The sequence below is a fragment of the Rathayibacter sp. SW19 genome (genome assembly GCF_030866825.1).
GTDB lineage: Bacteria > Actinomycetota > Actinomycetes > Actinomycetales > Microbacteriaceae > Rathayibacter_A > Rathayibacter_A soli.
This window is the reverse complement of the sequence record NZ_CP133020.1, coordinates 4,631,248-4,655,653: the sequence shown is the minus strand read 5'-3', so window position 1 is coordinate 4,655,653 and position 24,406 is coordinate 4,631,248. Positions and strand designations below refer to the sequence as shown.

The window sequence follows — 24,406 nt, the reverse complement described above, 5'->3', positions numbered from 1 at the left end:
CAGGTCGGCGCGAGTACCGATGCGTGTCCGCCTACTCCTCCGCGCGAACGAGGCGATCCCCGCCGTCCCACTCCGTGTAGCTGTACGGGTTCGGAATGAGTTCGGCCGGAGGAAGCTCCGGCGTCATGCCCTCTGCCCACGCTTCCTCGCCCATCGAGGAACGCAGGTAGTCGACGGTGTCGGCGACGGCATCCTTCGCCTGCGCCAGATTTCCCGCGAGGCGGTGTCCGTCGTACTTGACGACCCGACCATTCACGACCACGGTGTGCACATCGCCGCGTCCGGCCTGAAAGACGATGTGCGCATACGGGTTGAGGATCGGGGTCATCGTCGGTGACTCGTCGTTCTTGATCAACACGATGTCGGCCTTCTTGCCGACGGTCAGCGTGCCGACGGTGTCGTCCAGCCCGAGTGCGTGCGCCCCGCCGACTGTCGCATAGCGCACAACGTCTTCGGCGCGCACGTCGTTGCCGACAACGGTCTCGTTGCGGCCGTGGGCATCCAGATGGTCGCGGGCACGGTCTGCGTTGACGGTGGCGCGCATCGCATTGAACACATCAGCACTCCACCACACACTCGTGTCCATCGACAGTGAAACCGGGATGCCGTGCTGCCGCGCCTGATGCGTGCTCGGATAGCCTTGTCCTGCGCTGTCTTCACTCTCGGCAGATACGGAGATGTTGCCGCCGCTTGCCGCGATCCGCTGGTAGGAGTCTTGGGTGAGCGATGCCGAGTGAACGTACGTGACGCGGGGATTCATGAAGCCGCCATCAGACATCTGCACGATCCCGTCGTCCGTCATCGCGCCCCAGACGCCGGCGTGTGTTGTCACCGCCAGATCCAGGTCGCGCGCCACTTCGAACGCGGCCCGCTCCGGGAATTCCGGTTGGCCGGTCACGTCGAAGGCCAGTTGCAGGCCGAGCATGTCGTTGCGCGCTGAGAAGTGCCGGTCGACGAAGGCACGGAATTCCGGGGTCGTCGGCCACTCCCACGGCGCACCGAGCAGGTTGCCGTAGCCGAGCACGAAGCGGCCGGGCACTGCCTGCAAGGCCTCGATGGCCGCCTCGGCGTGCTCGGTGGTCTGAAGCCCGTGCGACCAGTCCAGCGTCGTCGTCACACCACTGTCGATTGCCTCGATCGCTCCGAGCAGGTTACCCGCGAAGATGTCTTGTGGGCGGAACAGCTTGCCCCAGCTCAGGTAGTAGAAGACGAAGTACTGGCTCAGCGACCAATCTCCGCCGTACCCGCGCATGGCCGTTTGCCAGAGGTGCCGGTGACTGTCGATCATGCCGGGCATCAGGATGCCGTCGGTCGCGTCGATCTCGATCGTGCCTTCCGGCACCTCGAGCTTGCGGCCGACTGCGGCGATCCGTTCGCCGACGACGAGCACATCGCCATCTCTGATGATTCCCGCGCTGTCCATCGTGAGCACCGTCGCATGACGGAACACCACGGGGCGGCCGGAAGCGAAGTCTGGTTGGTTCATCGACTGTGACTGTACGGCGGTGCCTTGCATCTTGAGGCCTTCTCTTCATCGAGTTGCTATTCAGCGGGTTGATATTCATCGAGTTGACTCGGCGGTGCCCACAGGGCGCCTGTGAGCCGCTCCGATTTTTGCGTACGAACGTCCGACCAGCGGACACAGCCATGATAGCCACGTCCGCGTCAGCGAGTCAACGCCCAGCCTTGACAGGCTCGGCGAGCACTCTCATAATGCAAATAGCGCAAAAGATCGGTCAAGTGTCCGACTAGCGAACGATAGTCACCTCATCGAGGAAAATATGGAGTCAATGATGACCAGTGCAACGACAGTTCCAGCCACGACAATTCAGACGCAGGACCGCCAGGATATCCCGGTCCTGATCGTCGGCGGCAGCTTGGTGGGCTTGACCACTTCGTTGCTGCTCTCCTCTTATGGCATCGATAACTTGGTCGTCGAGAAACACCGGGGCACCGCGATCCATCCGCGGGCGGCGTCATTCCATCAGCGCACGATGGAGGTCTACCGCCATGCGGGAATTCAGGACGCCGTCGAAAAGGCCGCGGCACTGGAGTTCGTGCAGAACGGTGCGATCGTCGCCGTCGAAAGCCTGTGTGGCAAGGAACTGCAGTACTTTTACAAGTCGTGGAACGAGGGTGTTGAAGACCTCAGCGCGACCTCACGTCTGTTCATCACCCAGGTCGGGCTCGAGCCGGTGCTGCGCGATGCGGCCAGCGAACGCGGCGCGCGCCATGAGTACGGAGAGGAGCTCGTGTCGTTCACCCAGGATGCCGATGGAGTGACAGCAGTTCTGCAGCCGCGTGACGGCGGGGCTGCGCACGAGGTGCGCGCCAAGTATCTCGTCGCTGCAGACGGAGCGCACAGCACGATTCGTGAGAAGCTCGACATCCCGATGGACGGGCACGGCAGTTCGGACTGCATCACCGTCTACTTCAAGGCGCAGATGCGAGAGATGATCGGCGATCGCAATCTCAGCGTCATCTATGTGCTGCACCCGAACCTGCTCGGCTTCTTCCGGTTCTCGTTCGACGCGGGCAGTGGGTTCCTCTCGATCTTTTCGGTCACCGACCCTGAGACGGGAGAGCACCGCGACCTGGTCTCGGACATCGGTGAGGAGCGCTGCATCGAATACGTTCGAATGGCGCTCGGCTGCTCCGACGACATCCCGATCGAGATCGAAAGCGTGCAGCAATGGGAGGCGTCAGCCAGCACCGCCCGCCGCTACAGCAAGGGCCGAGTGTTTCTCGCCGGCGACTCCGCCCACACGATGCCGCCCACAGGCGGCTGGGGCGGCAACACCGGCGTTGCGGATGCCCACAACCTGGCTTGGAAGCTGGCACTTGTGCTCAAGGGATTCGCTGACCCTGCGCTGCTCGACACGTATGATGCCGAGCGCCGCCCGACCGGACTCATGACGATGGAGCAGGCATACGCCATCTACGCGGGCCGGTACGCAGAGCGCGCGACAGACGACACGAAACCACTCGCAGAACCGCTCGAGGCCGAAGCGGTCGAACTCGGCAGTGTCTACCGCTCCGCCGGTGTCATCGGTGACGGCGGGCACGAATACGGCGACGGCGAAGAGAGTGCAGTGCACGACCCGCGGGCAGCGCAGCCGCCGATCGGTTCGCGTATTCCGCACCTGGAGCTGACCCGCGACGACGCAACGATCGGCATCCACGACCTCTTCACGGATGGCTACACACTTCTCGCCGCTGCCCGGGGGAACCGTTGGCAGGAAGCAGCCGCGGCGCTCGCCGCGCGCACGGACCTTCCGCTCGCGGCCGTGCGGATCGCTGCGGATGGCGACGTGGCCGCCACGGCGGACGGTGCGTTCGAGGCGGCCTACGGTGTGCCTGCGGACGGCGCAATCATCGTGCGACCCGACGGTGTGCTCGCTTGGCGGGCATCGGACGCCGATGCCGACGCCGACCGTGCAGTCGAGACGGTAATGAACCGGCTGCTCGGCCGCGCGTAGGCTCGCCGCCTCGGTGGTCGAGTAACGCGGCGTCGGTGGTCGAGTAGCGAGCTTGCGAGCGTATCGAGACCAGAGATCCGGAGACTGAGAGAGCCAGAGCCCAGTCACCAACGTAGCGCGTATGATTGACACATGACGCTACATGGCCAGAAGTCGAGTGCGGAAGTCGGCGTGCGTGAGCTGCACGACCAGCTCAGTCACTATCTTCGCTATGTCGCGTCCGGCCGCGATGTTGTCGTGACGATGCGAGGCCACCGCGTCGCGCGCCTTTCGCCGGTCGACGCGGATGATGCACTGGCGGACTTGCGCGCTCGCGGATTGGTGCGCGACCCGGAGCATGAGCGTCAACCGTTACGAGGGCGTTCGAGATTGACAGCCACCGGCACGGTGTCTGATCTGGTAAGCGAGCAGCGGCGCTGATCGTCTATCTGGATACGTCGGCTTTCATGAAGCTGGTGTTTGACGAGCCCGGGTCGGAACTTGCCGCCGAGCTCTGGGACCGATCCGAATCCGTGGTCTCCAGCCAGTTGCTGTACCCGGAGGCGCGCGCGGCTGCCGCGGCTGCTCACCGAATGGGGCGGATCGACTCAGCCACGCTTGACCGCGCAGTCGATGCGATCGACGCTCTCGTGGCCCAGGTGGGCATCATCGGGTTGGATACCGACCTGGCACACGCCGCTGGTGAGCTCGCGCAGGCGCACGGGTTACGCGGCTACGACTCCGTCCACCTGGCGACGGCGCTTTCTGTCCACACGGATGCGCTGTTGTTAGCGACCTGGGATCGCGATCTCGCGCGGGCCGCGCTCGCGGCGGGGTGCAGTGTGGCCCCTGCACAACGAAGCTGACGGCGTCAGTGCCGCCACGGGGCAGTGATCATGCCCTCATGGTCTCTTGATCGTTCAGCGCGGCGCTGAGATTCTCATTGAGAACGGTGACGACCAGCTGGTTGTGGTGCGCAATCACCAGGCGGTCTTCGACGATGTCGTCGTCGACACACTTCGCAATTCGGGCCAGCCTACGATCGACCGCGTGGTCGTTCATGGCGAGGATGCCGTGCCTCGGCTGCCTGCTGGCGGGCTGATCGCCACCCGCCCCGCGCGGTTGTTGACAGCCTCTAGGGTGTAACATAGAAGTTACGCCACAGCTTTGCGCGGCAACAGCAAAAGCAACATCGATCGAGGAGAAACTATGCCTGGAACATTCTGGGACGACGTCGCAGAAGACGCCCAGGACCCCGAGTTCGCGCGCGCCTACGCTGCGGAGGCGATTCGCGTGCGCACGATTGACTCTCTCGTCAACGCGCTGAACGAGGCTGCGGTGTCGGAGGGCATGAGCAGGAGTGAGATCGCGCGCGCGGCAGGGATGCAGGCCCCAGCCGTGCGTCGCCTGCTCACTGCGTCAACCGTCAATCCGACCGTCTCAACGCTCGTCGAGGTTGCGGCGACACTTGGGCTCCGAGTCACGCTCGAAAAGATGACCAAAACTGAGCGCCTGGAGATCACTGGGCCGATGCGGAACGCTGCCGTCTGACGCTTAGGCGTCTGGGTGGCTGTCCAGAGCTAGATGACCGAGCGCGGCGCGTTCCGGCCGCGGTACTCGTCACCGAGCGCTCGGATCTTCGAGTACTCAGCGTCTGCCAGTGTGGTGCGGAAGACTTTACGTCGGCCGTCGATGATCACCAGATACGGCTTGCCCACCGGGTTGCCGTTCTCGTCGAGAGCGTCATAATCGAGCAGACAGAACAGGCGGAAGTGCTCACGGTTCGGGCCGTCAATGCGCACCTCGAACCAGCCTGCCATGTCTCCGTGCATGGCTTCCCAGTACCCGCCACCTGCGAAGCGGATAGGCGGGGCTGCGGCGACGGCGCCAAGCACGGCGTAGGTCTTCGCTCGAATCTTGTCGGGCCAGTTTCGCAACGCATCGCGCCCGGGCGCGGAAATGCCCGGGTCGTCGCTCTGGTGCCGCTGGAAGTAGACGATGTCGTGCACGTCGGACGGCGACGGCTTCACTTTCGGCTGCGGCTCCCTGCCTTGCCGTGATGCCTTGCTGCCCTTCCGTGCCACCCTCGAACACTACCGGCAACGACTGCGATTGCCCGGAACTCCGACAGGTCGACAGGGTGCCCACTTCAGCGGACGTCGGCGGCGAGGTCGACATAGACCGAGCATCAGAGGAGCGGCGTGGGGACCGGGCGCTCCCCGTCTATCGCGATTCTCCGATGGCCCCATCGCTTCAATGTAACTAAGGTCGTTCTGTAGACCACCTCGAGCCCCGCGTGCAGGTAGGTGTTATTGGTCGTCATTACACCTTCGTGAATGTTGCCGTGGGTAGCGGATACGGAGAGGTCCAACACGCGAAGTCCTCGGCGGAAGGAGGCATGCGTGAACCCGCTGGAGAGCATCCACGCCACTTTGGCCGCCGAGCCGAGGCCGAGCCAGCGTCCTGCCTCGTTGGCCATGTCCCCCAGACCAGGAAGCGCTTCCTCGTATTCGTGCTTAGCGATTCCGTTGGCGTCGGCGATCGCTTCAAGGTAGCGCTTCTGTTCCCTGGCCTGCCTACTGATTTCGCGGCGGACCTTCTCTTTGTAGCTGTTGGTCTTCTTTCCAAGTTCGAGTCCGGCCTCGACGAACATCTTCTCGTAGCGGAACTCGTCGTGGCTTGCTTGGAGGCGCCGCAGGATACGTTCGCGCCGCGTACTCGGGGTCATCACCCAGGCGGCGAGGCTGGCGCATTCGATCTGGGCGCGCAAGAGAGGGTACAGCCCCATGATCGGCAGTTCGGTCTCGCCCGGCCCCTGCCCGTCTACGACGAAACTGCTGATACGGGCGGCGTCGATGGATTGCAGCAGGCAGTATCCAATGAACTGGTCGAGCTGCAGCGGGTTGCTAGCCTGGTCGTCGGACGCGCATACCGAATTGGGCTTTGGAGTGACGCCCATAACCTTCTCATAGCGATCTGCCAGCTTGGCCTGTTTCTGCAAGAGGTCGACGATACGGCGACCTGCTCCAACTCGCCTCCCGCTAGCGTTACCCTCACCGAGCCGGACACCATCTACTCGATCGTGTTCAGCGAGGGTAGGGGGTTCACGATCTTAACCGTCTCGACGCTCACGGTGGCGATGCGGATAATCAGATCGAGGATATAGCGGGCGTTGCCATGCTGATCGGCCCAGTCGTTGGGGTCGTTGAGAATTCCGGATGCTTTGTCGGTCTTCACCTGGTACCGCTCGATGATCCAGTCGAGAGCGCTGTGGGAGCCGAGCAGGTACTCCTGCGCCTCAAGCGGAATGCCCGACGACGTGATAGCGCAGTTGTAGGTGATCGTCGTCTTGTCGACTGTTTTGCCAGTCCTGGCATAGCGCATCTTCTTGACGCGGTCGCGCGCACCCGCAATGCGGGTCTCGTGCAGCGGATACGGCTGCGCCGTTTCGTAGTTCAGATGCAGGCCCGCGAGCGCCCGGCCTGCCTCGGCGCCGACCGACTTCTGACAGTCGGCGAGGATGTCATCGGTCGCCTTATCGATGCGACGGTAATCGCCCTCACTCTCGTCCAGCGCTGCGGCGTGCAGCTGGTCAAGGATCTCGTAAATGGTCGTCGCCATACCACTCTCTTTCGTGCTTGCCGCAGCCGGATGCCGCTTGTCGCCGCTGGATGCTACTGGGAATGAGGCTATCGGCTGGTGCGGGCATTGCGGCGACCCCGACGTCATCTTGTCCTCCCCAATCGGGGGAGTCACCTGTTCCCCACCGTTCACGTAACAGCAGCCGAACGGCCCGGGCTCAGCGAGGAACATGCTGTGCATGACAGTGACGTCCGCCAGTCCGGCAGGGGGTGCGCTACAAGGAGGGGTCCATCACGTGCGAGGGCTGCGGAAAGCCGCAGGTCGACGACGTGAGCCAGCGGGCCGAATTCTCCACGCTCGGTGTGAGGCACATCTGGAGGCGGATCACCTCTGGGCCGGCGCGATGATCGGCAGGATCGAAAATGTCTAGCATCAATAGACTCATGCTGTCTAGTTGCCCTGGACTATTCTGATGGTGAGTGCACAACCAACCGGGAGGCCAAGCAATGACGTACAGCGCAATCGTTACGCGTGATGGCAAATGGTGGATGATCTCGATTCCAGAACTCAACGGACTCACTCAGGCCAGGAGGCTCGCCGAAGCGGAACTCATGGCGAAGGAGTATGTCGCGGTAACTCTGGATTTGCCGATCGAGTCGATCAGCGTGGCCCTGACGGTCGAACGAGTGGGGGCGATCGAGGACATCGCAAAAACGCTCGAACGCATCCACTCCGAACGTGAGCAGGCATCATGGCTTGAGCGCGACGCCACTGCGAAGGCCGCCGAACTCGCGCGCGGTCTCGCTCAACAGGGCGTGCCTCTCCGTGACGTGGGCACCCTTCTTGGCGTCAGTCACCAGCGCGCGCACCAACTTGTCAACGCCTGAAATCCGCCCTGAATGCCGACAGCCCAATGGGAGGTCCAGACCCTTTGCGGCGGTCCCGATACGCCCGCTCGCCCTTCGGCTGCGCTCAGGGACCGAAAGCTCGCGGGCTACTCGACCAGCGGGGAGCGCTCAGGCCCCCAGGGTGAGCAGGGGGCGCGAGTGCCAAGCGATCCAATCCTGGCTGATCGCATCCGCCGCCTGTGTCAGCAGCGGCAGGTGATGGTCGGTCAGCGTTTGAAGAGAGGTCTCCGCACTGTTCGCATTCACGTTCACAGCAGCAACCGTGTGGCCGTCGGCGTCGCGGATGCTCGTGGCAATCGAGCGAATGCCCCGCGCAAGCTGCTCATCCGTCATCGCCCAGCCGCGCTCGCGCACGCCCTGCAGCGCTGCGTCGATCTCCGGTCGATCCGGCTGCCAGCGGGCCTCAAGACCGGACCGGGTCGGCAACGCGAGCGTGGCATCCAGTTCGTCCGGTGCCAGGGCGGCGAGCAGCACCTTTCCAAGCGACGTCGACAGCGCGGGGAAGCGGGTGCCGATCGTCACGGACAGAGTCACCAGCTTGGGCACGGCGACGCGCGCCACATACACGATGTCCGAACCGTCGAGCAGGGCGATCGAACTCGATTCGTTCGTCTGCTGCACGAGGTGCTCGAGGTTCGGCCGCACGATCTCCCAGATGTTGATCGAACCGATGTAGGCCATGCCGAGCTCGACCACCTGCGGTGTCAGCATGAACCCGTGCGTGCCCGAGCGCACGTAGCCGAGCTGCTCGAGGGTGATCAATATGCGGCGTGCGGTCGGGCGCGGGAGAGCCGATGCGACCGCGACCTCGCTGAGCGACATTGCGGGGCGGGCTGCGTTGAAGCACCGGATGACGTCGAGCCCCCTGGCGATCGCCTCGATGAAATCAGGGCTGGAATCCCGTCGCATGCAGTGTCTTCCGTTCCAACGCGGTGCCTATCGCGTCTTAGCTGCGGTCGTCCGCGACGTACTGCGCGTGACGATCCACAGTCATGTATACCGCCTCGCCGATGGGACGGCGCATTTCTTCACCGAGATGTCCAAGCAACCCCGCGCAGCGTGCCAGCAGCACCGCCCCGCGCAACAGCCCGAGCGGCACGCCGATGTCGGCCAGGGCGGCCCCGCACACACCGGCGCCGTTCAGCGGGAGCGTGCGGCCGAGAATCTCCGGATGCACGCGCCCAATCGCCTCGAATAGCTGCAACTGAGGACCGTACTGCTCCTCGTCCTTCGCAATCTGGATCATCACAGGAACGCGTGGGTCTCCGGTCTTGTGCACAGGGTGCCCGAGGCCGGGAACGAGGTGACCGGCGGCGCGGGCGGAGGTGATCGCTGTGCGTGCGAGCGCGTCGTAGTCGGCTTCGGTGACCGGCATGTTGTCGGCGGATTCGAGCGCGGCGGCCAAGAATCGCCCGGTGTCCTCTGTCACACCGAGAAAGCGCGAGCCGCCGCCGAGCAGCCCTGCCGCAAGTGCGCCTTGGATCGACTCAGGCGCGCTGTACAGGGTCAGCCTGGAAGCGATCGCAATCGGAGTCAGCCCGTGATCGGCGAGCGCGACCATGACGGCATCGAACACCCGCGCCTGCTGCGGCGTCGGCCGCTCCTGCGTCATCAACCACAGCGCGAGCTCGCCGAAGCTGACCTTGCCGAGCATTTCGCTCGCGATGTCCTGGCCAAGCAGCGACATGGAGGTCGGCGTCGATGTGCCGATCGACGTGGGGAAAGCGGGCACGTCGGTGTCGGTGTTCGTCTGATTCTCAGTCATCTGCGGATGCTCCATCGGTTGCGTCTGTTCGGTTGCCTGATGTTGTCTCGAGCCACGCCAGCACGGCAGCGCGATCTCCGTCCAGGCTCGGCGGGGCGAGGTCGTAGCTCGGCGGTGTCTCGGAGAACGTGATCGGGTTGCGAATGGTGGGTATCGCGCTCTGTCCACGGCCGGCGAGCACCATGGGTTCCAGGCCGAGCCGTTCCGCGAGTTGTACGCCTTCAGCGACGTTCTGGATCGGCGCGCACGGGAGGCCGGCGGCCGTAAGGATGTCGAACCACTCGTGCGCGGAGTGCCTGCTGAGGCGTTCCAGGAGCAAAGGGCGCAATTGCTCACGCTCGAAATTGCGCCCAGACGGGGTCGAGAACCGTGGGTCGCGCGGCAGGTCCGGTAGATCGAGCGCTGTGCAGAGCGTCTCGAATTGGCCGTTGTTCCCTGCGACGACAATGAGCTCGCCGTCCCCGGTGGGCAGCGGCTCATACGGGAACAGGCTGAGGTGTGCGTTGCCCATTCGTTCGGGGATGAAGTCACCCGCAACGTACGCAGACGTCTGGTTGACCAGCCCGGAAAGAGCGGAAGACATCAGGTTCGTCTCCACATGCTGCCCTTGGCCGGTAAGCGTGCGATGGTGCAGTGCCGCCAATATTCCCATTCCGGAATGCATCCCTGTCATGACGTCGAAGACGGAGATCCCCGCCCGATATGGGGGTCCATCCGGTGAGCCGGTCAGGCTCATCAGCCCCGACAGCGCTTGCACCAACAGGTCGTAACCGGGTAGTGCCGCGCCCTCTTTCGTTCCGAAGCCGCTGATCGACGAATAGATCACACCCGGGTTCGCCACCGCGACGCTGTCGTAATCGAGGCCGAAACGGGCGAGCCCGCCCGGCTTGAAGTTTTCGATGAACACGTCTGCATTCTCGGCGAGCCGGCGCGCGACAGCGAGATCTTTCGCATCCTTCAGGTTCAGTGCGATCGAGCTCTTGTTGCGGTTGATTGCGAGGTAGTACGTGGCATCGTCCCCACGTGACGGCGGGCTCCAACTGCGGGTGTCATCGCCGGCAGGGCTTTCGACCTTGATCACGGTTGCGCCGAGATCGGCGAGTAGCATCGTGCAGTACGGCCCGGCGAGGATGCGGGAGAAGTCGGCCACGACAATGCCGGAAAGCGGACCGGACGTGGCCGGTCGCAGGTGTTCCAACGCGGCTTCTTTCATCGATCCATCTCTCGTCAGCACATCTCTCGTCAGCACATCACTCATCAATTCGCCACCCACTAGCAGACCACCGATGGATATTCCCTTCCCCGCCAGTGCTGGAGTTTCGCCCCGTACTCGCGTTGGAACGACAGCGGGCCGGAGGCAGCAACATAGTCATCGTTGTAGATGCCGATGTAGATCGTCAGCGACAGGAAGAAGTGCGCGCCCAATTCGAACAGGGTGACGTAGTCGTGCTCGATCAGCGCCGTGCGCTCCTGATCGGTGAAGGCAGTCCAACTGGTTGTCTCCGCGGCGCTGAGCCGTGGCCCGATCTCCTTCTCCCAGCGCGCCATGTACGTGGCGGGCTCTGTCTTGTACTGGTGCAGGAGGTCTGGATCGCGGTCCGTCGTGTAAAGGAACTTGTCGACGTAGTACTTACTCATTGCGGCGCTCCACTCTGCTCGACTCCATCGGGCTCGACTCCATCGGGTTCGACTCCATTGGGATACCACGTGACATACGCCTCGCGCGTGTGGAACAGGTCCAGGCTGTCGACATAGTCGGCTTTGATCGGTCCCGCGATGCCCATCATCGTGACCAGGTCGAGGAACCCGTGGGTCGCGTTGCCGAACGTGCCGAGGTTGCCTCGCGTGACGTTCGCCAGCATCCCTTCCATGTCGCCGGTGGCGAGCCAATTAATCGCCCGCGCATCGAACTCCGGATCCGGCCCGTGGTCTTCGAACTGCCGCGGTCCGCCCAGCTCGAGTGACAGATGCCCGCTGCCGATCGCGGCGATGCGCTGGTCGGAGGGGTACTCGTCGATGATCTCGCGGATGGCCCGCCCGAGATCCCAGAACCGCTGCGGGGTCGGGAAAGGCGGGGCGAAGATGTTGGTGTAGATCGGAACGACCGGGAGGTCGGCATCCGGTCGGGTGGTGATTATCGGGCAGATGATCGAATGATCGAGCTTCAACTCGTTGCTGAACGCCATGTCGAAGCCTCGGTCGATGAGACCCTCGAGCATGAATGCGGAGAGATCCTCGTGCCCGTCGAGCACGTACTTCGGGATCCCGAACTCTCGCTCCTCGTTGTAGAACGTGGCGTCGTACTTCGGCGCCTTGCCGATCAGGAACTGCGGGTAGTTGTCCAGGAAGAACTGATGGAAGTGGTCGGCGCCGACCATTACCAAGATGTCCGGTTTGGCTCGAGTCAGCGTTTCGCGATACGCCTCGACCTTGCGCTTCCACTCCGGTGCCTGGGGAATCTGCTCCTCCGGCGGCGCGGACGTCAGCTTGAGATAGAACGGATGATGAGTGGTCGCCAGTACGGCGACGAGTTCGGCCACGGTCTTGTTACCTCATTTCGCCTGTGAATCGGATGCCTGCGATGAATCGGATGCAACGTGCGCGCGGCGCACACAGAAGTTTCGGTACGCGATCGGTCCCGTTGCGCCGAGCACGCCAACCAGGATTGCGCCACCCGCCCAGGCCGGGCCGCTGAGAAAATCGAGCCCGAGAAGGTGGTCGATGGACCACTGGCCGGGACCGGTGAGTGCGATCACCACTGCAAGTAGGGCATACACCAGTGCCACTTCAAAGCCCCCGAGGTGCGCCCACAGGCCGTTTGGAAAGTTGTACGCGATCGCTACGGTCATGGTGCCGACGACGATCGTCGTTCCGAGTGGCACGAACGCGCCGAACACGATCAGCGTCGCGCCGACGAGCTCTGAGGCACTCGACAGGATGACGAACGGAAGCCCGGGTCGCAGTCCCCACTTCTCGAACGACGCGGCGGTGTTACGGGCACCCTGCCCGCGGAACCAGCCGAAGACCTTCTGTGTCGAATGCCCGAACAGGAGCGCACCGAGGATCAGCCGCAGCACCAACAGCCCCAGGTCCATGTTGCTTCCTCGCTGAATTCAATTTCGGACTAGTGTCCGATGAGTGGACACTCCACTATTGTCACGGAATCCTCGCCCTGTCAATGCCCAGCCGAAAATCGGCAGCGTCCAGCTATCCTGGGAACAGGGTGCTCGACCATCAGCGGTGCCCGGAGGACAGACGGTGATGAAGCGCAATACCTGGCAACGCGAGGCCGTTCGCGAGGCACTCGGCTTCACCGATGGCTTCATCAGTGCGCAGAGCCTGCACACCAACTTGCGCGAATCGGGATCACCGATTGGGCTGGCCACGGTTTACCGCGCACTGGCGGACCTGGCCGTCGAAGGCGACGCGGACTCACTGCAGTCCCCCGAGGGCGAAGCGTTGTACCGCGCGTGCACCTCGACCGGCCATCACCACCACCTGATCTGCCGCAACTGCGGCCTCACCGTTGAGATCGAGGCGGATGCCGTCGAGCAGTGGGCGCAGTCGGTCGCCGCCAAGAACGGATTCACCCAGGCGCGCCACGTCGTCGACGTGTTCGGCCTGTGCGCGAACTGCAGCGCGGCGTAGTCATCACCTGACCGTGCCGCAGCCGCGTCAGTTTGCGCGACACGCCGGAGGAACGTAAGCTAGATCCTTGGCTGAGCGGACTCCTCCGCTCAGATCGCACGTCAATCCCCCTCTCGAAACAGTTTCGGGGATGAATCGTGCCGACAAGAGATCTTGGGCAAGGCATCCGTCTTGCGGTAATGATGGAGGACACCATGGCAGCAGTCTGCCAAGTGACCGGAGCCGTTCCCGGCTTCGGACACAACATTTCACACTCGCACCGGCGCACCAAGCGTCGCTTCGACCCGAACGTGCAGCGCAAGACGTACTACGTGCCGTCGCTGCGCCGCAACGTCACGCTGAACGTCTCGGCCAAGGGCATCAAGGTCATTGATGTTCGTGGCATCGAATCCGTTGTCAAGGACATCCTGGCCCGTGGGGAGAAGATCTAATGGCAAAGCAGCAGGACGTTCGTCCGATTATCAAACTCCGTTCGACGGCAGGCACCGGTTACACCTACGTGACCAAGAAGAACCGTCGCAACGACCCAGACCGTCTCGTGCTCAAGAAGTACGATCCCGTAGTGCGCAAGCACGTTGAATTCAGAGAGGAGCGCTAAGCAGATGGCCAAGAAGAGCATGATCGCCAAGAACGAGCAGCGCAAAGTTATCGTCGAGCGTTACGCTGCAAAGCGCCTCGAACTGAAGAAGGCCCTCGTCGACCCGAACGGCACAGACGAGTCCCGTGAGGCCGCACGCGTCGGCCTGCAGAAGCTTCCCCGCAACGCATCGCCGGTCCGCCTGCGCGGCCGCGACGCCATCGACGGCCGCCCGCGCGGCTACCTGAGCAAGTTCGGCGTCTCCCGTGTTCGCTTCCGCGACATGGCACACGACGGTCAGCTGCCCGGCATCACCAAGTCGAGCTGGTAACAGCCCGCAACGCTTCATCCAGAGGGGATGTCGGTTTCGACCGGCATCCCCTCTGGCATTCCGGCGAGCCCGTTCGGGCTCCGACGGTCCGCAGAAATGCGGACACACGGGTGCAAAACGGCGTGAAAGGCACGGAAATCCGCGAGATATCGCGGGTTTCTGATACATTCAAGGCGGTCGAACAGACCAAACGTAACGGCCTTCGTGGCTCAACCGTTCCAGATAGATGACGCTGTATCCACAGCAGAAGGTCCGAGGAGGACACTCAATGGCTGACAAGTCGCTGAACAAGACCGAGCTCGTTGCTGCCGTTGCGGCTGCGTCCGGCCAGAGCCAGGCCGCCGTCGGTGGCGTGCTTGACGCATTCTTCGCCACGATTGCGGACACCGTGGCCAATGGTGGCAAGGTCACCATTCCGGGCTGGCTCGCAGCGGAGCGCACGGCAACCGCCGCTCGCACCGGCCGCAACCCGCAGACCGGCGCAGAGATCAAGATCCCTGCCGGCCACCGTGTCAAGCTGACCGCGGGAAGCAAGCTCAAGGCATCCGTCAAGTAACTTCGCGCTATACGGGCTCAACACGAGCAGAGGGGACGCCGGTTCGCCGGCGTCCCCTCTGTGCTCTCCGTGCCCGCCTCCGCCGCCGAGTGCGCGCAAATGGCCGCCATCGGGGCCGTTGCGAGGGTGAAAACGACCACGTGGCCGCACTCGCCGGAAAGCAGGAGGCGCAGCCTAAGCTTGTTGGGTGAACAGAGTGCAACGTGTGGCGGGGCCCGTCAGCCTTGTCGTCGTTGCATTGGTTGCCGTTCTCGTGGCGCTCGCCTACGGCGGCGGGGCACAGCCGCCCATCCTGATCGACCCCGGTCCTCTTGTGCGTTGGGGGCTGCCGATCACCAAGCTGCTCGTCAACCTGAGCGCGGCTGGGATGATCGGTTCACTGGTCCTCACCTGCTTCGCGTTGAGCGCGAAGAAGCCGGAATTCAACACGGCGCTGGATGTCGCAGCCGGCTCGGCCGCGTTGATGACCGTGACGAGCGCACTGACCGGCTTTCTCACCTACCTGAGCGTCAGCGGCATCCCGCTCACCTTCGATTCGACGTTCGGTCAGGGCCTCGGGCAATTCGCAGCGACGATCCCGCTCGGGCAGTCGTGGCTTGAAACCACGCTGATCTGCGCCGCGGTCACCGTGCTGTGTTTCGCCGTGCGCAACGTCACGGCGCTCCTCGTCGTAACCGGTCTGGCACTGCTCTCGCTACTGCCGATGTCACAGCAAGGTCATGCGGCAGGCACGGCGGGCCACGATCAGGCGACAACGTCACTCGGCCTGCACCTCGTCTTCGCGGCGATCTGGGTCGGCGGGCTGGTGACCATCGTGTTCCTCCGCCGAACACTCGAGCCCAAACGCATCATCGAGGTCATCTCGCGCTACTCGACGCTCGCTATCATCTGCTTCTTCGTCGTGGCATTCTCCGGGTACATCAACGCCGACCTGCGAATCGGAACCCTGGCCAACCTGCTCACGCCGTACGGCATTCTGGTGCTCGTCAAGGTAGCGGCGCTCTGCTCGCTTGGGCTTTTCGGTCTGCTGCACCGCCGCTATTTGATCGACAAACTGCGGCGCGGCGGCGGGCGCGGCGTGTTCTGGTGGTTGATCGCGGCAGAACTGGCATTCATGGGGATCGCCTCCGGGGTCGCCGCCGCGCTTGCACGCACGGCGACGCCGGTCACGCAGACACTCAGCACGGCCGCGACGCCCGCAGAGATCCTCACCGGTGAACCGCTGCCACCTCCCGCCACCCTGCAGCAGTTCCTGTTCGCCTGGAACATCGACCCGCTGTGGCTGATCGGCTGCGCGTTCGTGCTCTTCTTTTACATCGCCGGCGTCGTCCGGTTGCATCGCCGGGGCGACCGCTGGCCGATTCTGCGCACGCTCTCCTGGATCGTTGGCATTCTCCTGCTGTGCTACATCACCAATGGCGGCGTGAACGTGTATGAGAACTACCTGTTCTCCGCCCACATGCTCGCGCACATGGTGCTGACGATGATGGTTCCGATGCTCCTGGTGCCCGGGGCCCCCGTCACGTTGGCGATGCGCGCCATCCACAAGAGAACGGATGGCTCGCGCGGCCCGCGCGAATGGATCCTGCTCGGCGTGCACTCCTGGATCGCCAAGATCCTCGCGAACCCGATCGTCGCGGCCGTGCTGTTCGTCACCTCTCTCTGGGCGTTCTATTACACACCACTGTTCCGCTGGGCGACGGTCGACCACATCGGCCACGAGTGGATGATCATCCACTTCGTCATCGTCGGCTACCTGTTCGTGCAGTCGATCATGGGGATCGACCCCGTGCCCTATCGCCTGCCATACCCGTTCCGGCTGGTGCTGCTGCTCGGCACCATGGGTTTCCACGCCTGGTTCGGTGTGTCGCTGATGACCACCAACAGCCTGCTGCTGGCGGACTGGTACGGATCGATGGGGCGCGTCTGGGGTGCGCTGCCGATCGTCGATCAGCAGACCGGGGGTGGCATAGCGTGGAGTATCGGTGAGATTCCAACGATGCTGATGGCACTCATCGTCGCGGTGCAGTGGAGTAGAAGTGACGCGAAAGAGTCCAAGCGCAACGACCGCAACGCCGACCGAACGGGAGACGCCGAACTGAACGCATACAACGCACGGCTGGCGGCGATCGCTGAGCAGGATCACGCCAGATCATGACGTCTGCACTGACGCTCTCCCCTGAGCAGGCCGCGGTGTACCAAGCGATCGAGACGACCAGGCAGCACGTGTTCGTCACCGGTCGCGCGGGCACCGGCAAGTCGACGCTGCTGAATCATCTTGCCTGGAACACCGAGAAACAACTTGTCATCGCGGCGCCGACAGGGGTCGCGGCGTTGAACGTCGGCGGGCAGACGATCCACTCGCTGTTCCGTCTGCCGATCGGGGTGATCGCCGACCATCAGATCGAGCAGAGCGCCGAGTTGCGCAAACTGCTGAATACCATTGACACCCTCGTGATCGATGAGGTGTCCATGGTCAACGCCGACCTGATGGATGCGATTGATCGCGCGCTCCGGCAGGCGCGGCAGCGCTCAGCAGAATCGTTCGGCGGGGTGCAGATCGTGCTGTTCGGCGACCCATACCAACTCGCGCCCGTGCCCGGCGACTCGGATGAGCGTGCCTACTTCGAAGACACCTACCGGTCGATGTGGTTCTTCGATGCGAAGGTCTGGCGGGATGCGGACCTGAAGATCTTCGAGTTGACCGAGATCCATCGCCAGCACGACTCCGATTTCAAGGCCATGCTCAACGCGGTGCGCCACGGCCGGGTCACGAAGGAGATCGCAGACCGGCTGAACACGGCGGGCGCCCGACCGGCGCCCGATGATGGAACGATCACACTGGCCACCCGCAACGACACAGTGAACCGGATCAACGCATCCGCCCTGAAACGGCTGCCCGGCCGGGCGCTGTCTGCCAAGGCGGAGATCACGGGCGACTTCGGGAACCGCACGTACCCTGCCGATGAGACACTGGAGCTCAAAGTCGGCGCCCAGGTGATGTTCCTGCGCAACGACACCGGGCAGGGCGGCGAGGGGCCGCGCTGGGTGAACGGCTCGATCGGCACGGTCACACGCATCGACTCGACCGTGTTCGTCGACATCGACGGGCAGGCACTCGAGGTCGAGCCCGCGATCTGGGAGAAGTTCAAGTACAGCTACGACCCGGTGAACAAGAAACTGACGAAGAACGTCGTCGCCGAATTCACCCAGTTTCCGCTGCGGTTGGCGTGGGCCGTGACCATCCACAAGTCGCAGGGAAAAACCTACGACAGCGCGATCATCGATCTGGGCGCCCGCGCGTTCAGCCCCGGGCAGACGTATGTGGCCCTGAGCAGACTGACCAGCCTCGACGGGTTATACCTGACCCGCCCGCTGCGACCGAATGACATCATGGTCGATTCAGACGTGCGGCGGTTTATGGCCGAGCGGTGATGGTGGCGGATCTCGATACGCGGATTCGCTGCGCTCATGCGCTACTCGATCACCGGCGCCGGTGGTCGAGTAGCGAGCCTTCGGTCCCTGCCCTTCGAGACGGCCGCGGGCGGCCTCCTCAGGAACCGCGGAGCCGAAGGGCGAGCGTATCGAGACCCGCATCCTGATCTCGTAGACTTGCCCCGTGACCCCTCCTGAGCCGTATTACATCGCGCTCGGAGACGGACGATTCGAATCAACGGTGCAGGCACAGGGTGCCTGGAACCCGCACGAACAGCACATGGCACCGGTTTCCGGCATCCTGACACACTGTCTTGAAGGTTTCTCGCCTCGCCCCGACCTGCGGATGGCGCGCCTCAGCTTTGAAATCCTCGGACTGATTCCGGATGGCGAATTCGAAGTCGTCACCTCGATGCTGCGCCCCGGCCGCACCATCGAGCTCGTTCAAGCCGAGCTGATCGCAGGAGGCCGAGTCGCCGTGCGTGCCAGCGCGTGGCGGATGCAGCGTTCGGACACGAGCGCGGTCGCCGCCGTCGAAGATCCACCGATGCCGGCTCGCGACCGCATCGCGGCGCCCGCGTCGTTGACGACGTGGCCGGGAGGCTACATCCGGTCCATCGACGTGTTTCCAACGGTGGATCATCGGGCCGGAAGCGGCAGTGCCTGGCTGCGCACGCGGCATCCGCTCGTCTCTGGCGCTCGGGACTCCGACACGCCCTACTCGGAGTTCGCCGCCTTGATTGGCCTGGTCGACACCAGTAACGGCATCGCCGTGCGAGTTCCGCCGGGTGGTGACGGCTATGCGTTCCCGAACCTGGACCTGCAACTGCACCTGTACCGCCAGCCGGCAGGGCGTTGGCTCGGATTGCAGAACAGCGTGACTTTCGGCTCAGACGGCATCGGCTTGACCTCGAGCGTTCTGCACGACGAGGTCGGCCCATTCGGGCGCGCGGAGCAGATTCTCACCCTGCGAAAGCTCTGAGGCGCGCTACGCAGCGGTCTTTGCCTGGGCGAGATCCGCGAAAAGCTCGGTGTTGAAACGGTAGGCGAGGATGACTTCGTCGATCACACGCTCGCGCTCGGCATGGTTCCAGTCGACCGCGTCGAGCTGAGTGCGGTAGGTTTCCTTGAACTTGCGAGGGTCGGCGATGTCGCCGAACAGGTAGAAACCGACTCCGTTGGTCTCGAAGCCGAACTGGCGCTGCATGAGCGTGCGAATCACCTGCCCACCGGACAGGTCGCCCAGATAACGCGTGTAGTGATGCGCAATGAAACCGCCGGGCCAGGTCGCGGCCACGTCGTTGATTCGCTTTACGTACTGCTGCGTCGTCGGTAGCGGACTGATCTTCTCGCGCCAGCTTGCGCCGATCAGATAGTCGAGGTCGGCTTCGATCGCAGGCAAGCGCGTCAGTTTCGAAGAGATGAACGGTGCGGCAACGGGGTTGGTGCGCATCCGCTCTGCCGCGTGCTCCAGCGCAGCGTAGATGAAGTAGTGCTGCGCGACCAGTGCGACGTAGTCGGCCTTCGTGCCTTTGCCTGTCATCAGGTCGGACATGAAACCGGCGCCCTCGCTCTCGCCGTGGTCGGTGCTGGTGCGCTCGCGAAGCGCTTGGGAGAACGGGATCACGACGGTCACAGGTGCTCCAGGGTGTGAATCGGCAGCTCGGACACACAGCTGCGCCGATGCAGGTTAGGTTGCCCTAACCTTACGCGACGCGCGGTTCGATGCCCAAAACGCCGCAGGCGTCGCGGTAGAGCTGAGTGACAGCGCGGCGGATGTCCGCTCGTTCTGCCACCGGCAGCGGCCACGGGATCGTCACCGTCTGTCGGGTGGCGGCGTGCTGGGTGGCGGCGTGCTGGGTGGCCGGCAGCTGCGCGGCCGTGTGCTGCGTGGCGGGGAGAGTTGCCGCCCATTGCCCGCCGGCCGCGTCGAGGCCGACCATGATCGCTGCGGTGGCGCTCGGTTGCGCGAATGCGCGCACGATGATCAGGTTGTCGGGTTCATGGTCGGTGTTCATGTGAGCAAGAACGGCGTCCACGACGGTGGGCGGGAATCTGATGGGGGAGACGTCGGCCATCTCTCGATGCTAGTGCGCGCCCGTGATGGGCCTCCCCGAGCGTGAGAGCGGCGGTGCCGAATTCTCTGGTTAGACTGCCAGTGGAACGTGATTGTGACCGTCGGGGGATGGAATGGGCAGCAGAACGGCGCGGCTGAGGCGTTCCCTGGCGCTCGCGGTAACGGCGCTGCTGGCGCTCGGCCTGATGGCCTGCACGGGAGCAAGCGGCGCCACGCCGAAGCTCCCTGCGCAGGCGAGCGGTTCACTGCCGAGTGACGTGACAAAGCAATTGCAAACGGCCGTGACGGATGCGATGACGCGCGCGGGCGCATCCGGTGCGATCGTCGGCGTCTGGGCACCGTGGGCGGGCACATGGACGGCGGCGCTCGGCACGGTGTCGAAGGACAAGGGCGCCGCGAAGATGTCAACGAACATGTCGTTTCGCATCGCGTCGAACTCAAAGTCGATGACCTGCACTGTGCTGCTCGCCCTCGTCGACCGCGGGCAGGTTGAGTTGAGTGACCGGGTCTCGAAATACCTTCCGCGTCTGGTCGGCCTCGACGGCGTAACGCTCGGTCAGTTGTGTCACAACACGTCTGGTATCGCCGATTACGAACCGTCGCTTGCCGCCCAATTCGTCAATAATCCGACGCGCCAGTGGGTTCCGATGGAACTGATCAGCGATGGCCTCGCCGAGCCGGCGACCGGTGTCGCCGGCGACCACTTCGCCTACTCGAACACCGGCTTCGTGCTCCTCGGAATGGCACTGCAGGCGGCCACGGGCCGCAGTTGGAGTGACCTGTATCAGGATTATGTCTGGGGCCCCCTGGGTTTGAAGAACACGAGCCTGCCGAACGCCGGTGTGACCGCGCTCCCGTCGCCGCATCCGCAAGGCTATGCAACTGCCTTGAACCCCGGCGGGCAGCCGGTGTGCGAGACCGTCGTCGACGACACGCAACTGTCCCCGTCGATGGGCTGGACGGCCGGCGGAGTGGTCTCAACTCTGAATGACCTGAAAACCTACGTGCAGGCTCTTGCGGCAGGCACCCTGGTTTCGCCGGCGTCAGCCAAGGAGCAGTGGACCACAATGCCGTTGTCGAGCACTTCGCCAACTTGGCAGGGTTATGGAATGGGTGTGATCACGCTCGGCCCGATGCGCGGACATGACGGCGAGATCCCCGGGTTCATCTCATCGATGATGAGCGATCCGAAATCCGGCCTGACGGTCGTCGTCATGTTGAACAATTCGACGCTCGGCGGCGGGTTCGCCCAGTTGCTGGGCATGCAGCTTGCGTCGATCGCCTCGAAGGTTCCTGCAACAACGGGCAAGGCACCGGTCATCGCACTGCCGTGGTCATCGGATCAGGCGAAGCAGGGCATGGCCGCGAACACGATCTGCCCGCCCAAGGGCGTCACGCCGCAACCGTCGGACACGGCAGTTCCGCTTCCGCAGTCCGGAGATTGAGAGTATTCGGCCTCGCTCTACAATCGAGCCATGCCGATTGTGCCGGAAACCAAGAGCTGGACCTGGGTGTTGGAGAAACCCTGCCCTGAATGCGGGTTCGATGCTGGGAGCGTCGCGTACGCGAGCATCCCGGCGATCGTGCGAGACAACGCGACTCAATGGCCGGCCGTGCTCGCGCGAGCGGATGTTCGCGAGCGACCGAACGACCACGCCTGGTCGCCGCTGGAGTATGCAGCGCACGTGCGGGACGTGCACCGCATCTTTCTCGGCCGCATCGAACTGATGCGCACCGAGGACAATCCGGTGTTCGCCAACTGGGACCAGGACGCGGCAGCCGTTGCCGATCGCTACGACCTACAGGACCCTGCCACCGTTGCCCGTGAACTGACGGATGCCGCTGGCCGCGTCTCCGCAGCCTTCCAGGCCGTTCCGCAGGCGGAGCTCGGGCGCACCGCACTGCGCAGTGACGGCGCATCGTTCACGATCGCGACACTCGGCCGCTACTTCGTACATGACCCCGTGCACCACCTGTGGGACGTGACGCACTCGGCCTGAGCTGCGGGAGAGTGGACGCTGCCGGAGAGTGGACGCTGCGAGAGGGCAGACGCCGCGCGAGGACGCCGCACGCGGCTTGACCACCCAAGCAGCGGTCTGTAGCGTGTAGGAGTCGAGGTCGAATCGATTCGATTCGATTCGATCCGCACATGACGCAAGCATACGAGGAGGGACACCGCTGTGACCATTGAGGCTCCGGGCATTCGAGTCACCGTTTGGAATGAGAACGTGCACGAGCGCACTCAGCCGGAGATCAAAGCGCTGTACCCGAACGGTATCCACGGTGCGATCGCCGACGGGCTGACCGCACTGCTGCCGGGTGCGACGATCCGCACCGCGACGCTCGCCGATGCTGAACATGGTCTGGACGAGCATGGGCTCGAGAATACGGACGTGCTGCTGTGGTGGGGCCACATGGCGCACGACGCTGTCGACGACGCTGTCGTCGAGCGCGTCCGGCAGCACGTGCTCGGCGGTATGGGGCTGATCGTGTTGCACTCAGCGCACTTCTCGAAGATCTTCCGCCTTCTGATGGGCACGACGTGCTCACTGAAGTGGCGCAATGACGGCGAACGCGAGCTCGTCTGGGGAGTCAACCCGACGCATCCGATCGCCGAGGGGATCACCTCGCCACTTGTTATCGAGCGGCAGGAAATGTACGGCGAATTCTTCGACGTGCCTGAACCGGACGAGCTTGTCTTCATCAGTTCGTTCGATGGTGGAGAGGTCTTCCGCTCTGGCATCACCTACCGTCGAGGTCTCGGCAAGATCTTCTACTTCAGCCCTGGAGACCAGGAGTATCCGGTATATCACGACAGCGGCATACGTCGGGTATTGGCCAACGCAGTACGGTGGGCGGCTCCCGCTGCTGGCACAACTTCGACCGGCCGTGCGATGCCGATGGTGAGCAATCCGCAGAGGGGCTGGTTCAACGCTGAGCGCGAGGCGGCGCTCAAATGACGGCTGGTGGCTTGCGGGTCGGCGTCATCGGCGTCGGATGGGCTGGCCAGCAGCATCTCGCCGGCTTCGCACGCCTTCCAGGGGTCGAGCTGCATGCCATTGCAGGCATGGAAGCGGAACGCGTGGCCGAGCTGGCGACGAAGTATGGCATCCGCAACCGCTTCGAACGCTGGGAGGACATGCTCGACGCGGGCGGGCTGGACGCCGTCAACGTCGCGGTACCGACCTATCTGCACGCGCCGATCGCGATCGCCGCGCTTGAGCGCGGGCTGCACGTGCTGACGGAGAAGCCGGTCGCCGCCAACCTCGGCGACGCCCAGGCGATGGTCGCGGCGGCACGGGCGGCCGGGCGCATGCTGCAGGTGGTCTTCAATTATCGCGAGCGTGGCGACATCGCCGAGCTGCGGCGCATCATGACTGCCGGTGAGCTGGGCACGCCGTACGCAGCCAAGGCCGGCTGGTTGCGGCGCAAGGGAATCCCGGGTGACGGCACCTGGTTCACGAATCGCGAACGCGCGGGCGGAGGACCTCTCATCGACCTCGGCGTGCACGTGCTTGACTACGCGCTTGAACTGTTGGGAGAGCCCGAGGTGCTGACCGTCTCCGCAACGGCGTACGCCGAACTCGGTTCGCGGGGGCGCGGCGGGAGCTCTGCAGACGCAATCGGCGCGGCCTTCGAAGTCGAAGATCTTGCGATGGCGTTCATGCGCCTTGCCGGCGGCGGCACTCTCACCCTTGAAACGAGCTGGGCGGCGTATCGCCCGGACAACGACGAGATGTGGTTGACGATCTACGGAACGGATGGCGGTGCGGATCTCCGCGTTATCGACTACGCGGACCCCGGTGAGCTGAACGTGTATCGGGATGCCGAAGAGAACTCCGCCGATTACCACGTCGACCCGAGCGCAGCCAACGGCGGGCACAGCGCGGTCATCCGGCGCTTCGCCGATGCCGTCGCTGCCGGGCCCGGCGAATGGGCGAAGCACGACGGATCAATCGGTCTCTCGCGCGCGCGCATCATCGATGCGTGCTATCGGTCGGCGGCATCCGGCCGTGAGGTGGCGCTGGCGGGCCGATAGAGTTCCGCCGGCAGCGATCGGCAGCGATCG

30 protein-coding genes are annotated in these 24,406 nt (G+C 64.0%); 17 read left to right on the top strand and 13 right to left on the bottom strand.

Going from position 1 to position 24,406, the window contains the following annotated elements; all coding sequences use genetic code 11:
* Nucleotides 1-31: 31 nt before the first annotated feature.
* Nucleotides 32-1,486 carry an amidohydrolase family protein gene (locus tag QU604_RS21700; protein ID WP_308466682.1) on the bottom strand — a complete coding sequence of 485 codons (1,455 nt, stop codon included), beginning with the start codon at nucleotides 1,484-1,486 and terminating at the stop codon, nucleotides 32-34.
* A gap of 304 nt (nucleotides 1,487-1,790) precedes the next feature.
* Here QU604_RS21700 and QU604_RS21695 point away from each other — a divergent pair, with 304 nt between their 5' ends.
* The 3 genes from QU604_RS21695 to QU604_RS21685 all read left to right on the top strand — a co-directional run bounded on the left by QU604_RS21695 (nucleotide 1,791) and on the right by QU604_RS21685 (nucleotide 4,324).
* Nucleotides 1,791-3,479: an FAD-dependent monooxygenase gene (locus tag QU604_RS21695; RefSeq protein ID WP_308466681.1), complete on the top strand. Its 1,689-nt coding sequence runs from the start codon at nucleotides 1,791-1,793 to the stop codon at nucleotides 3,477-3,479.
* A gap of 132 nt (nucleotides 3,480-3,611) precedes the next feature.
* The gene (locus QU604_RS21690; protein WP_308466680.1) at nucleotides 3,612-3,899 is read left to right on the top strand and encodes a type II toxin-antitoxin system Phd/YefM family antitoxin; all 288 of its coding nucleotides are present in this window, start codon (nucleotides 3,612-3,614) and stop codon (nucleotides 3,897-3,899) included.
* A complete protein-coding gene (locus tag QU604_RS21685) occupies nucleotides 3,896-4,324 on the top strand; it encodes a type II toxin-antitoxin system VapC family toxin (protein WP_308468994.1) in 429 nt (142 codons plus the stop codon). Before QU604_RS21690 ends, QU604_RS21685 begins: the two co-directional genes overlap by 4 nt.
* Before the next feature lie 28 nt (nucleotides 4,325-4,352).
* Here QU604_RS21685 and QU604_RS21680 read toward each other — a convergent pair whose 3' ends face one another.
* Complete coding sequence (locus tag QU604_RS21680) at nucleotides 4,353-4,520, bottom strand: hypothetical protein (RefSeq protein WP_308466679.1); 168 nt, start codon at nucleotides 4,518-4,520, stop codon at nucleotides 4,353-4,355.
* Nucleotides 4,521-4,667: 147 nt separating this feature from the next.
* Here QU604_RS21680 and QU604_RS21675 point away from each other — a divergent pair, with 147 nt between their 5' ends.
* Complete coding sequence (locus tag QU604_RS21675; RefSeq protein WP_308466678.1) at nucleotides 4,668-5,009, top strand: helix-turn-helix domain-containing transcriptional regulator; 342 nt, start codon at nucleotides 4,668-4,670, stop codon at nucleotides 5,007-5,009.
* Between the two features lie 29 nt (nucleotides 5,010-5,038).
* Here QU604_RS21675 and QU604_RS21670 read toward each other — a convergent pair whose 3' ends face one another.
* The 3 genes from QU604_RS21670 to QU604_RS21660 all read right to left on the bottom strand — a co-directional run bounded on the left by QU604_RS21670 (nucleotide 5,039) and on the right by QU604_RS21660 (nucleotide 7,079).
* Complete coding sequence (locus QU604_RS21670) at nucleotides 5,039-5,542, bottom strand: hypothetical protein (RefSeq protein WP_308466677.1); 504 nt, start codon at nucleotides 5,540-5,542, stop codon at nucleotides 5,039-5,041.
* A gap of 104 nt (nucleotides 5,543-5,646) precedes the next feature.
* Nucleotides 5,647-6,459 carry a hypothetical protein gene (locus QU604_RS21665; RefSeq protein ID WP_308466676.1) on the bottom strand — a complete coding sequence of 271 codons (813 nt, stop codon included), beginning with the start codon at nucleotides 6,457-6,459 and terminating at the stop codon, nucleotides 5,647-5,649.
* 71 nt (nucleotides 6,460-6,530) lie between these two features.
* Nucleotides 6,531-7,079 carry a type ISP restriction/modification enzyme gene (locus QU604_RS21660; RefSeq protein ID WP_308466675.1) on the bottom strand — a complete coding sequence of 183 codons (549 nt, stop codon included), beginning with the start codon at nucleotides 7,077-7,079 and terminating at the stop codon, nucleotides 6,531-6,533.
* Nucleotides 7,080-7,546: 467 nt separating this feature from the next.
* Here QU604_RS21660 and QU604_RS21655 point away from each other — a divergent pair, with 467 nt between their 5' ends.
* Nucleotides 7,547-7,927 (top strand): hypothetical protein, encoded by a 381-nt coding sequence (locus QU604_RS21655; protein WP_308466674.1) that lies wholly within the window; start codon nucleotides 7,547-7,549, stop codon nucleotides 7,925-7,927.
* A gap of 129 nt (nucleotides 7,928-8,056) precedes the next feature.
* On the opposite strand, the gene QU604_RS21650 is transcribed toward QU604_RS21655, so the two are convergent.
* From QU604_RS21650 to QU604_RS21625, 6 genes are read right to left on the bottom strand one after another with little or no spacing between them, the layout of a single operon-like run.
* Entirely contained in the window at nucleotides 8,057-8,857 is an 801-nt protein-coding gene (locus tag QU604_RS21650) for an IclR family transcriptional regulator domain-containing protein (protein ID WP_308466673.1), read from the bottom strand.
* A 37-nt stretch (nucleotides 8,858-8,894) separates the two neighbouring features.
* Nucleotides 8,895-9,713 carry a citryl-CoA lyase gene (locus QU604_RS21645; protein WP_308466672.1) on the bottom strand — a complete coding sequence of 273 codons (819 nt, stop codon included), beginning with the start codon at nucleotides 9,711-9,713 and terminating at the stop codon, nucleotides 8,895-8,897.
* Complete coding sequence (locus QU604_RS21640; protein ID WP_308466671.1) at nucleotides 9,706-10,971, bottom strand: CaiB/BaiF CoA transferase family protein; 1,266 nt, start codon at nucleotides 10,969-10,971, stop codon at nucleotides 9,706-9,708. Before QU604_RS21640 ends, QU604_RS21645 begins: the two co-directional genes overlap by 8 nt.
* 14 nt (nucleotides 10,972-10,985) lie before the next feature.
* Nucleotides 10,986-11,351 (bottom strand): hypothetical protein, encoded by a 366-nt coding sequence (locus QU604_RS21635; RefSeq protein WP_308466670.1) that lies wholly within the window; start codon nucleotides 11,349-11,351, stop codon nucleotides 10,986-10,988.
* Nucleotides 11,348-12,253, bottom strand: coding sequence for a DODA-type extradiol aromatic ring-opening family dioxygenase (locus QU604_RS21630; RefSeq protein ID WP_308466669.1), 906 nt, complete (start codon nucleotides 12,251-12,253; stop codon nucleotides 11,348-11,350). The genes QU604_RS21635 and QU604_RS21630 overlap by 4 nt, the downstream gene beginning before the upstream one ends.
* Nucleotides 12,254-12,265: 12 nt before the next feature.
* Complete coding sequence (locus tag QU604_RS21625) at nucleotides 12,266-12,808, bottom strand: DoxX family protein (protein WP_308466668.1); 543 nt, start codon at nucleotides 12,806-12,808, stop codon at nucleotides 12,266-12,268.
* Nucleotides 12,809-12,974: 166 nt separating this feature from the next.
* Between QU604_RS21625 and QU604_RS21620 the strand changes: the two genes are divergently transcribed.
* The 8 genes from QU604_RS21620 to QU604_RS21585 all read left to right on the top strand — a co-directional run bounded on the left by QU604_RS21620 (nucleotide 12,975) and on the right by QU604_RS21585 (nucleotide 19,242).
* Nucleotides 12,975-13,361, top strand: coding sequence for a Fur family transcriptional regulator (locus tag QU604_RS21620; RefSeq protein ID WP_308468993.1), 387 nt, complete (start codon nucleotides 12,975-12,977; stop codon nucleotides 13,359-13,361).
* Between the two features lie 194 nt (nucleotides 13,362-13,555).
* Nucleotides 13,556-13,792: a 50S ribosomal protein L28 gene (rpmB, locus tag QU604_RS21615; RefSeq protein ID WP_308466667.1), complete on the top strand. Its 237-nt coding sequence runs from the start codon at nucleotides 13,556-13,558 to the stop codon at nucleotides 13,790-13,792.
* Complete coding sequence (gene rpmG, locus QU604_RS21610) at nucleotides 13,792-13,959, top strand: 50S ribosomal protein L33 (RefSeq protein WP_185201999.1); 168 nt, start codon at nucleotides 13,792-13,794, stop codon at nucleotides 13,957-13,959. Before rpmB ends, rpmG begins: the two co-directional genes overlap by 1 nt.
* Before the next feature lie 4 nt (nucleotides 13,960-13,963).
* Nucleotides 13,964-14,269 (top strand): 30S ribosomal protein S14, encoded by a 306-nt coding sequence (gene rpsN / locus QU604_RS21605; protein ID WP_308466666.1) that lies wholly within the window; start codon nucleotides 13,964-13,966, stop codon nucleotides 14,267-14,269.
* 268 nt (nucleotides 14,270-14,537) lie between these two features.
* On the top strand, nucleotides 14,538-14,825 hold the full coding sequence (locus tag QU604_RS21600; RefSeq protein WP_308466665.1) for an HU family DNA-binding protein: 288 nt from the start codon (nucleotides 14,538-14,540) through the stop codon (nucleotides 14,823-14,825).
* A 187-nt stretch (nucleotides 14,826-15,012) separates the two neighbouring features.
* On the top strand, nucleotides 15,013-16,983 hold the full coding sequence (locus tag QU604_RS21595; protein ID WP_308466664.1) for a bifunctional copper resistance protein CopD/cytochrome c oxidase assembly protein: 1,971 nt from the start codon (nucleotides 15,013-15,015) through the stop codon (nucleotides 16,981-16,983).
* Nucleotides 16,980-18,260, top strand: a complete 1,281-nt coding sequence (locus QU604_RS21590) for an ATP-dependent DNA helicase (RefSeq protein WP_308466663.1) — start codon at nucleotides 16,980-16,982, stop codon at nucleotides 18,258-18,260. Before QU604_RS21595 ends, QU604_RS21590 begins: the two co-directional genes overlap by 4 nt.
* Before the next feature lie 184 nt (nucleotides 18,261-18,444).
* Nucleotides 18,445-19,242 (top strand): thioesterase family protein, encoded by a 798-nt coding sequence (locus QU604_RS21585; protein ID WP_308466662.1) that lies wholly within the window; start codon nucleotides 18,445-18,447, stop codon nucleotides 19,240-19,242.
* 6 nt (nucleotides 19,243-19,248) lie between these two features.
* Here the strand turns inward: QU604_RS21585 and QU604_RS21580 are convergent, their stop codons facing one another.
* Together QU604_RS21580 and QU604_RS21575 are read right to left on the bottom strand one after the other, a co-directional pair.
* Nucleotides 19,249-19,896, bottom strand: a complete 648-nt coding sequence (locus QU604_RS21580) for a biliverdin-producing heme oxygenase (protein ID WP_308466661.1) — start codon at nucleotides 19,894-19,896, stop codon at nucleotides 19,249-19,251.
* Nucleotides 19,897-19,966: 70 nt separating this feature from the next.
* Entirely contained in the window at nucleotides 19,967-20,338 is a 372-nt protein-coding gene (locus QU604_RS21575) for a DUF2470 domain-containing protein (protein WP_308466660.1), read from the bottom strand.
* 112 nt (nucleotides 20,339-20,450) lie between these two features.
* On the opposite strand from QU604_RS21575, the gene QU604_RS21570 reads away from it, so the two are divergent.
* From QU604_RS21570 to QU604_RS21555, 4 genes are all read left to right on the top strand, one after another.
* Nucleotides 20,451-21,782 carry a serine hydrolase domain-containing protein gene (locus QU604_RS21570; RefSeq protein WP_308466659.1) on the top strand — a complete coding sequence of 444 codons (1,332 nt, stop codon included), beginning with the start codon at nucleotides 20,451-20,453 and terminating at the stop codon, nucleotides 21,780-21,782.
* A 30-nt stretch (nucleotides 21,783-21,812) separates the two neighbouring features.
* Complete coding sequence (locus QU604_RS21565; RefSeq protein ID WP_308466658.1) at nucleotides 21,813-22,337, top strand: DinB family protein; 525 nt, start codon at nucleotides 21,813-21,815, stop codon at nucleotides 22,335-22,337.
* Between the two features lie 180 nt (nucleotides 22,338-22,517).
* Nucleotides 22,518-23,297, top strand: a complete 780-nt coding sequence (locus QU604_RS21560) for a ThuA domain-containing protein (protein ID WP_308466657.1) — start codon at nucleotides 22,518-22,520, stop codon at nucleotides 23,295-23,297.
* Nucleotides 23,294-24,376, top strand: coding sequence for a Gfo/Idh/MocA family protein (locus tag QU604_RS21555; protein WP_308466656.1), 1,083 nt, complete (start codon nucleotides 23,294-23,296; stop codon nucleotides 24,374-24,376). Before QU604_RS21560 ends, QU604_RS21555 begins: the two co-directional genes overlap by 4 nt.
* Nucleotides 24,377-24,406 lie beyond the last annotated feature (30 nt).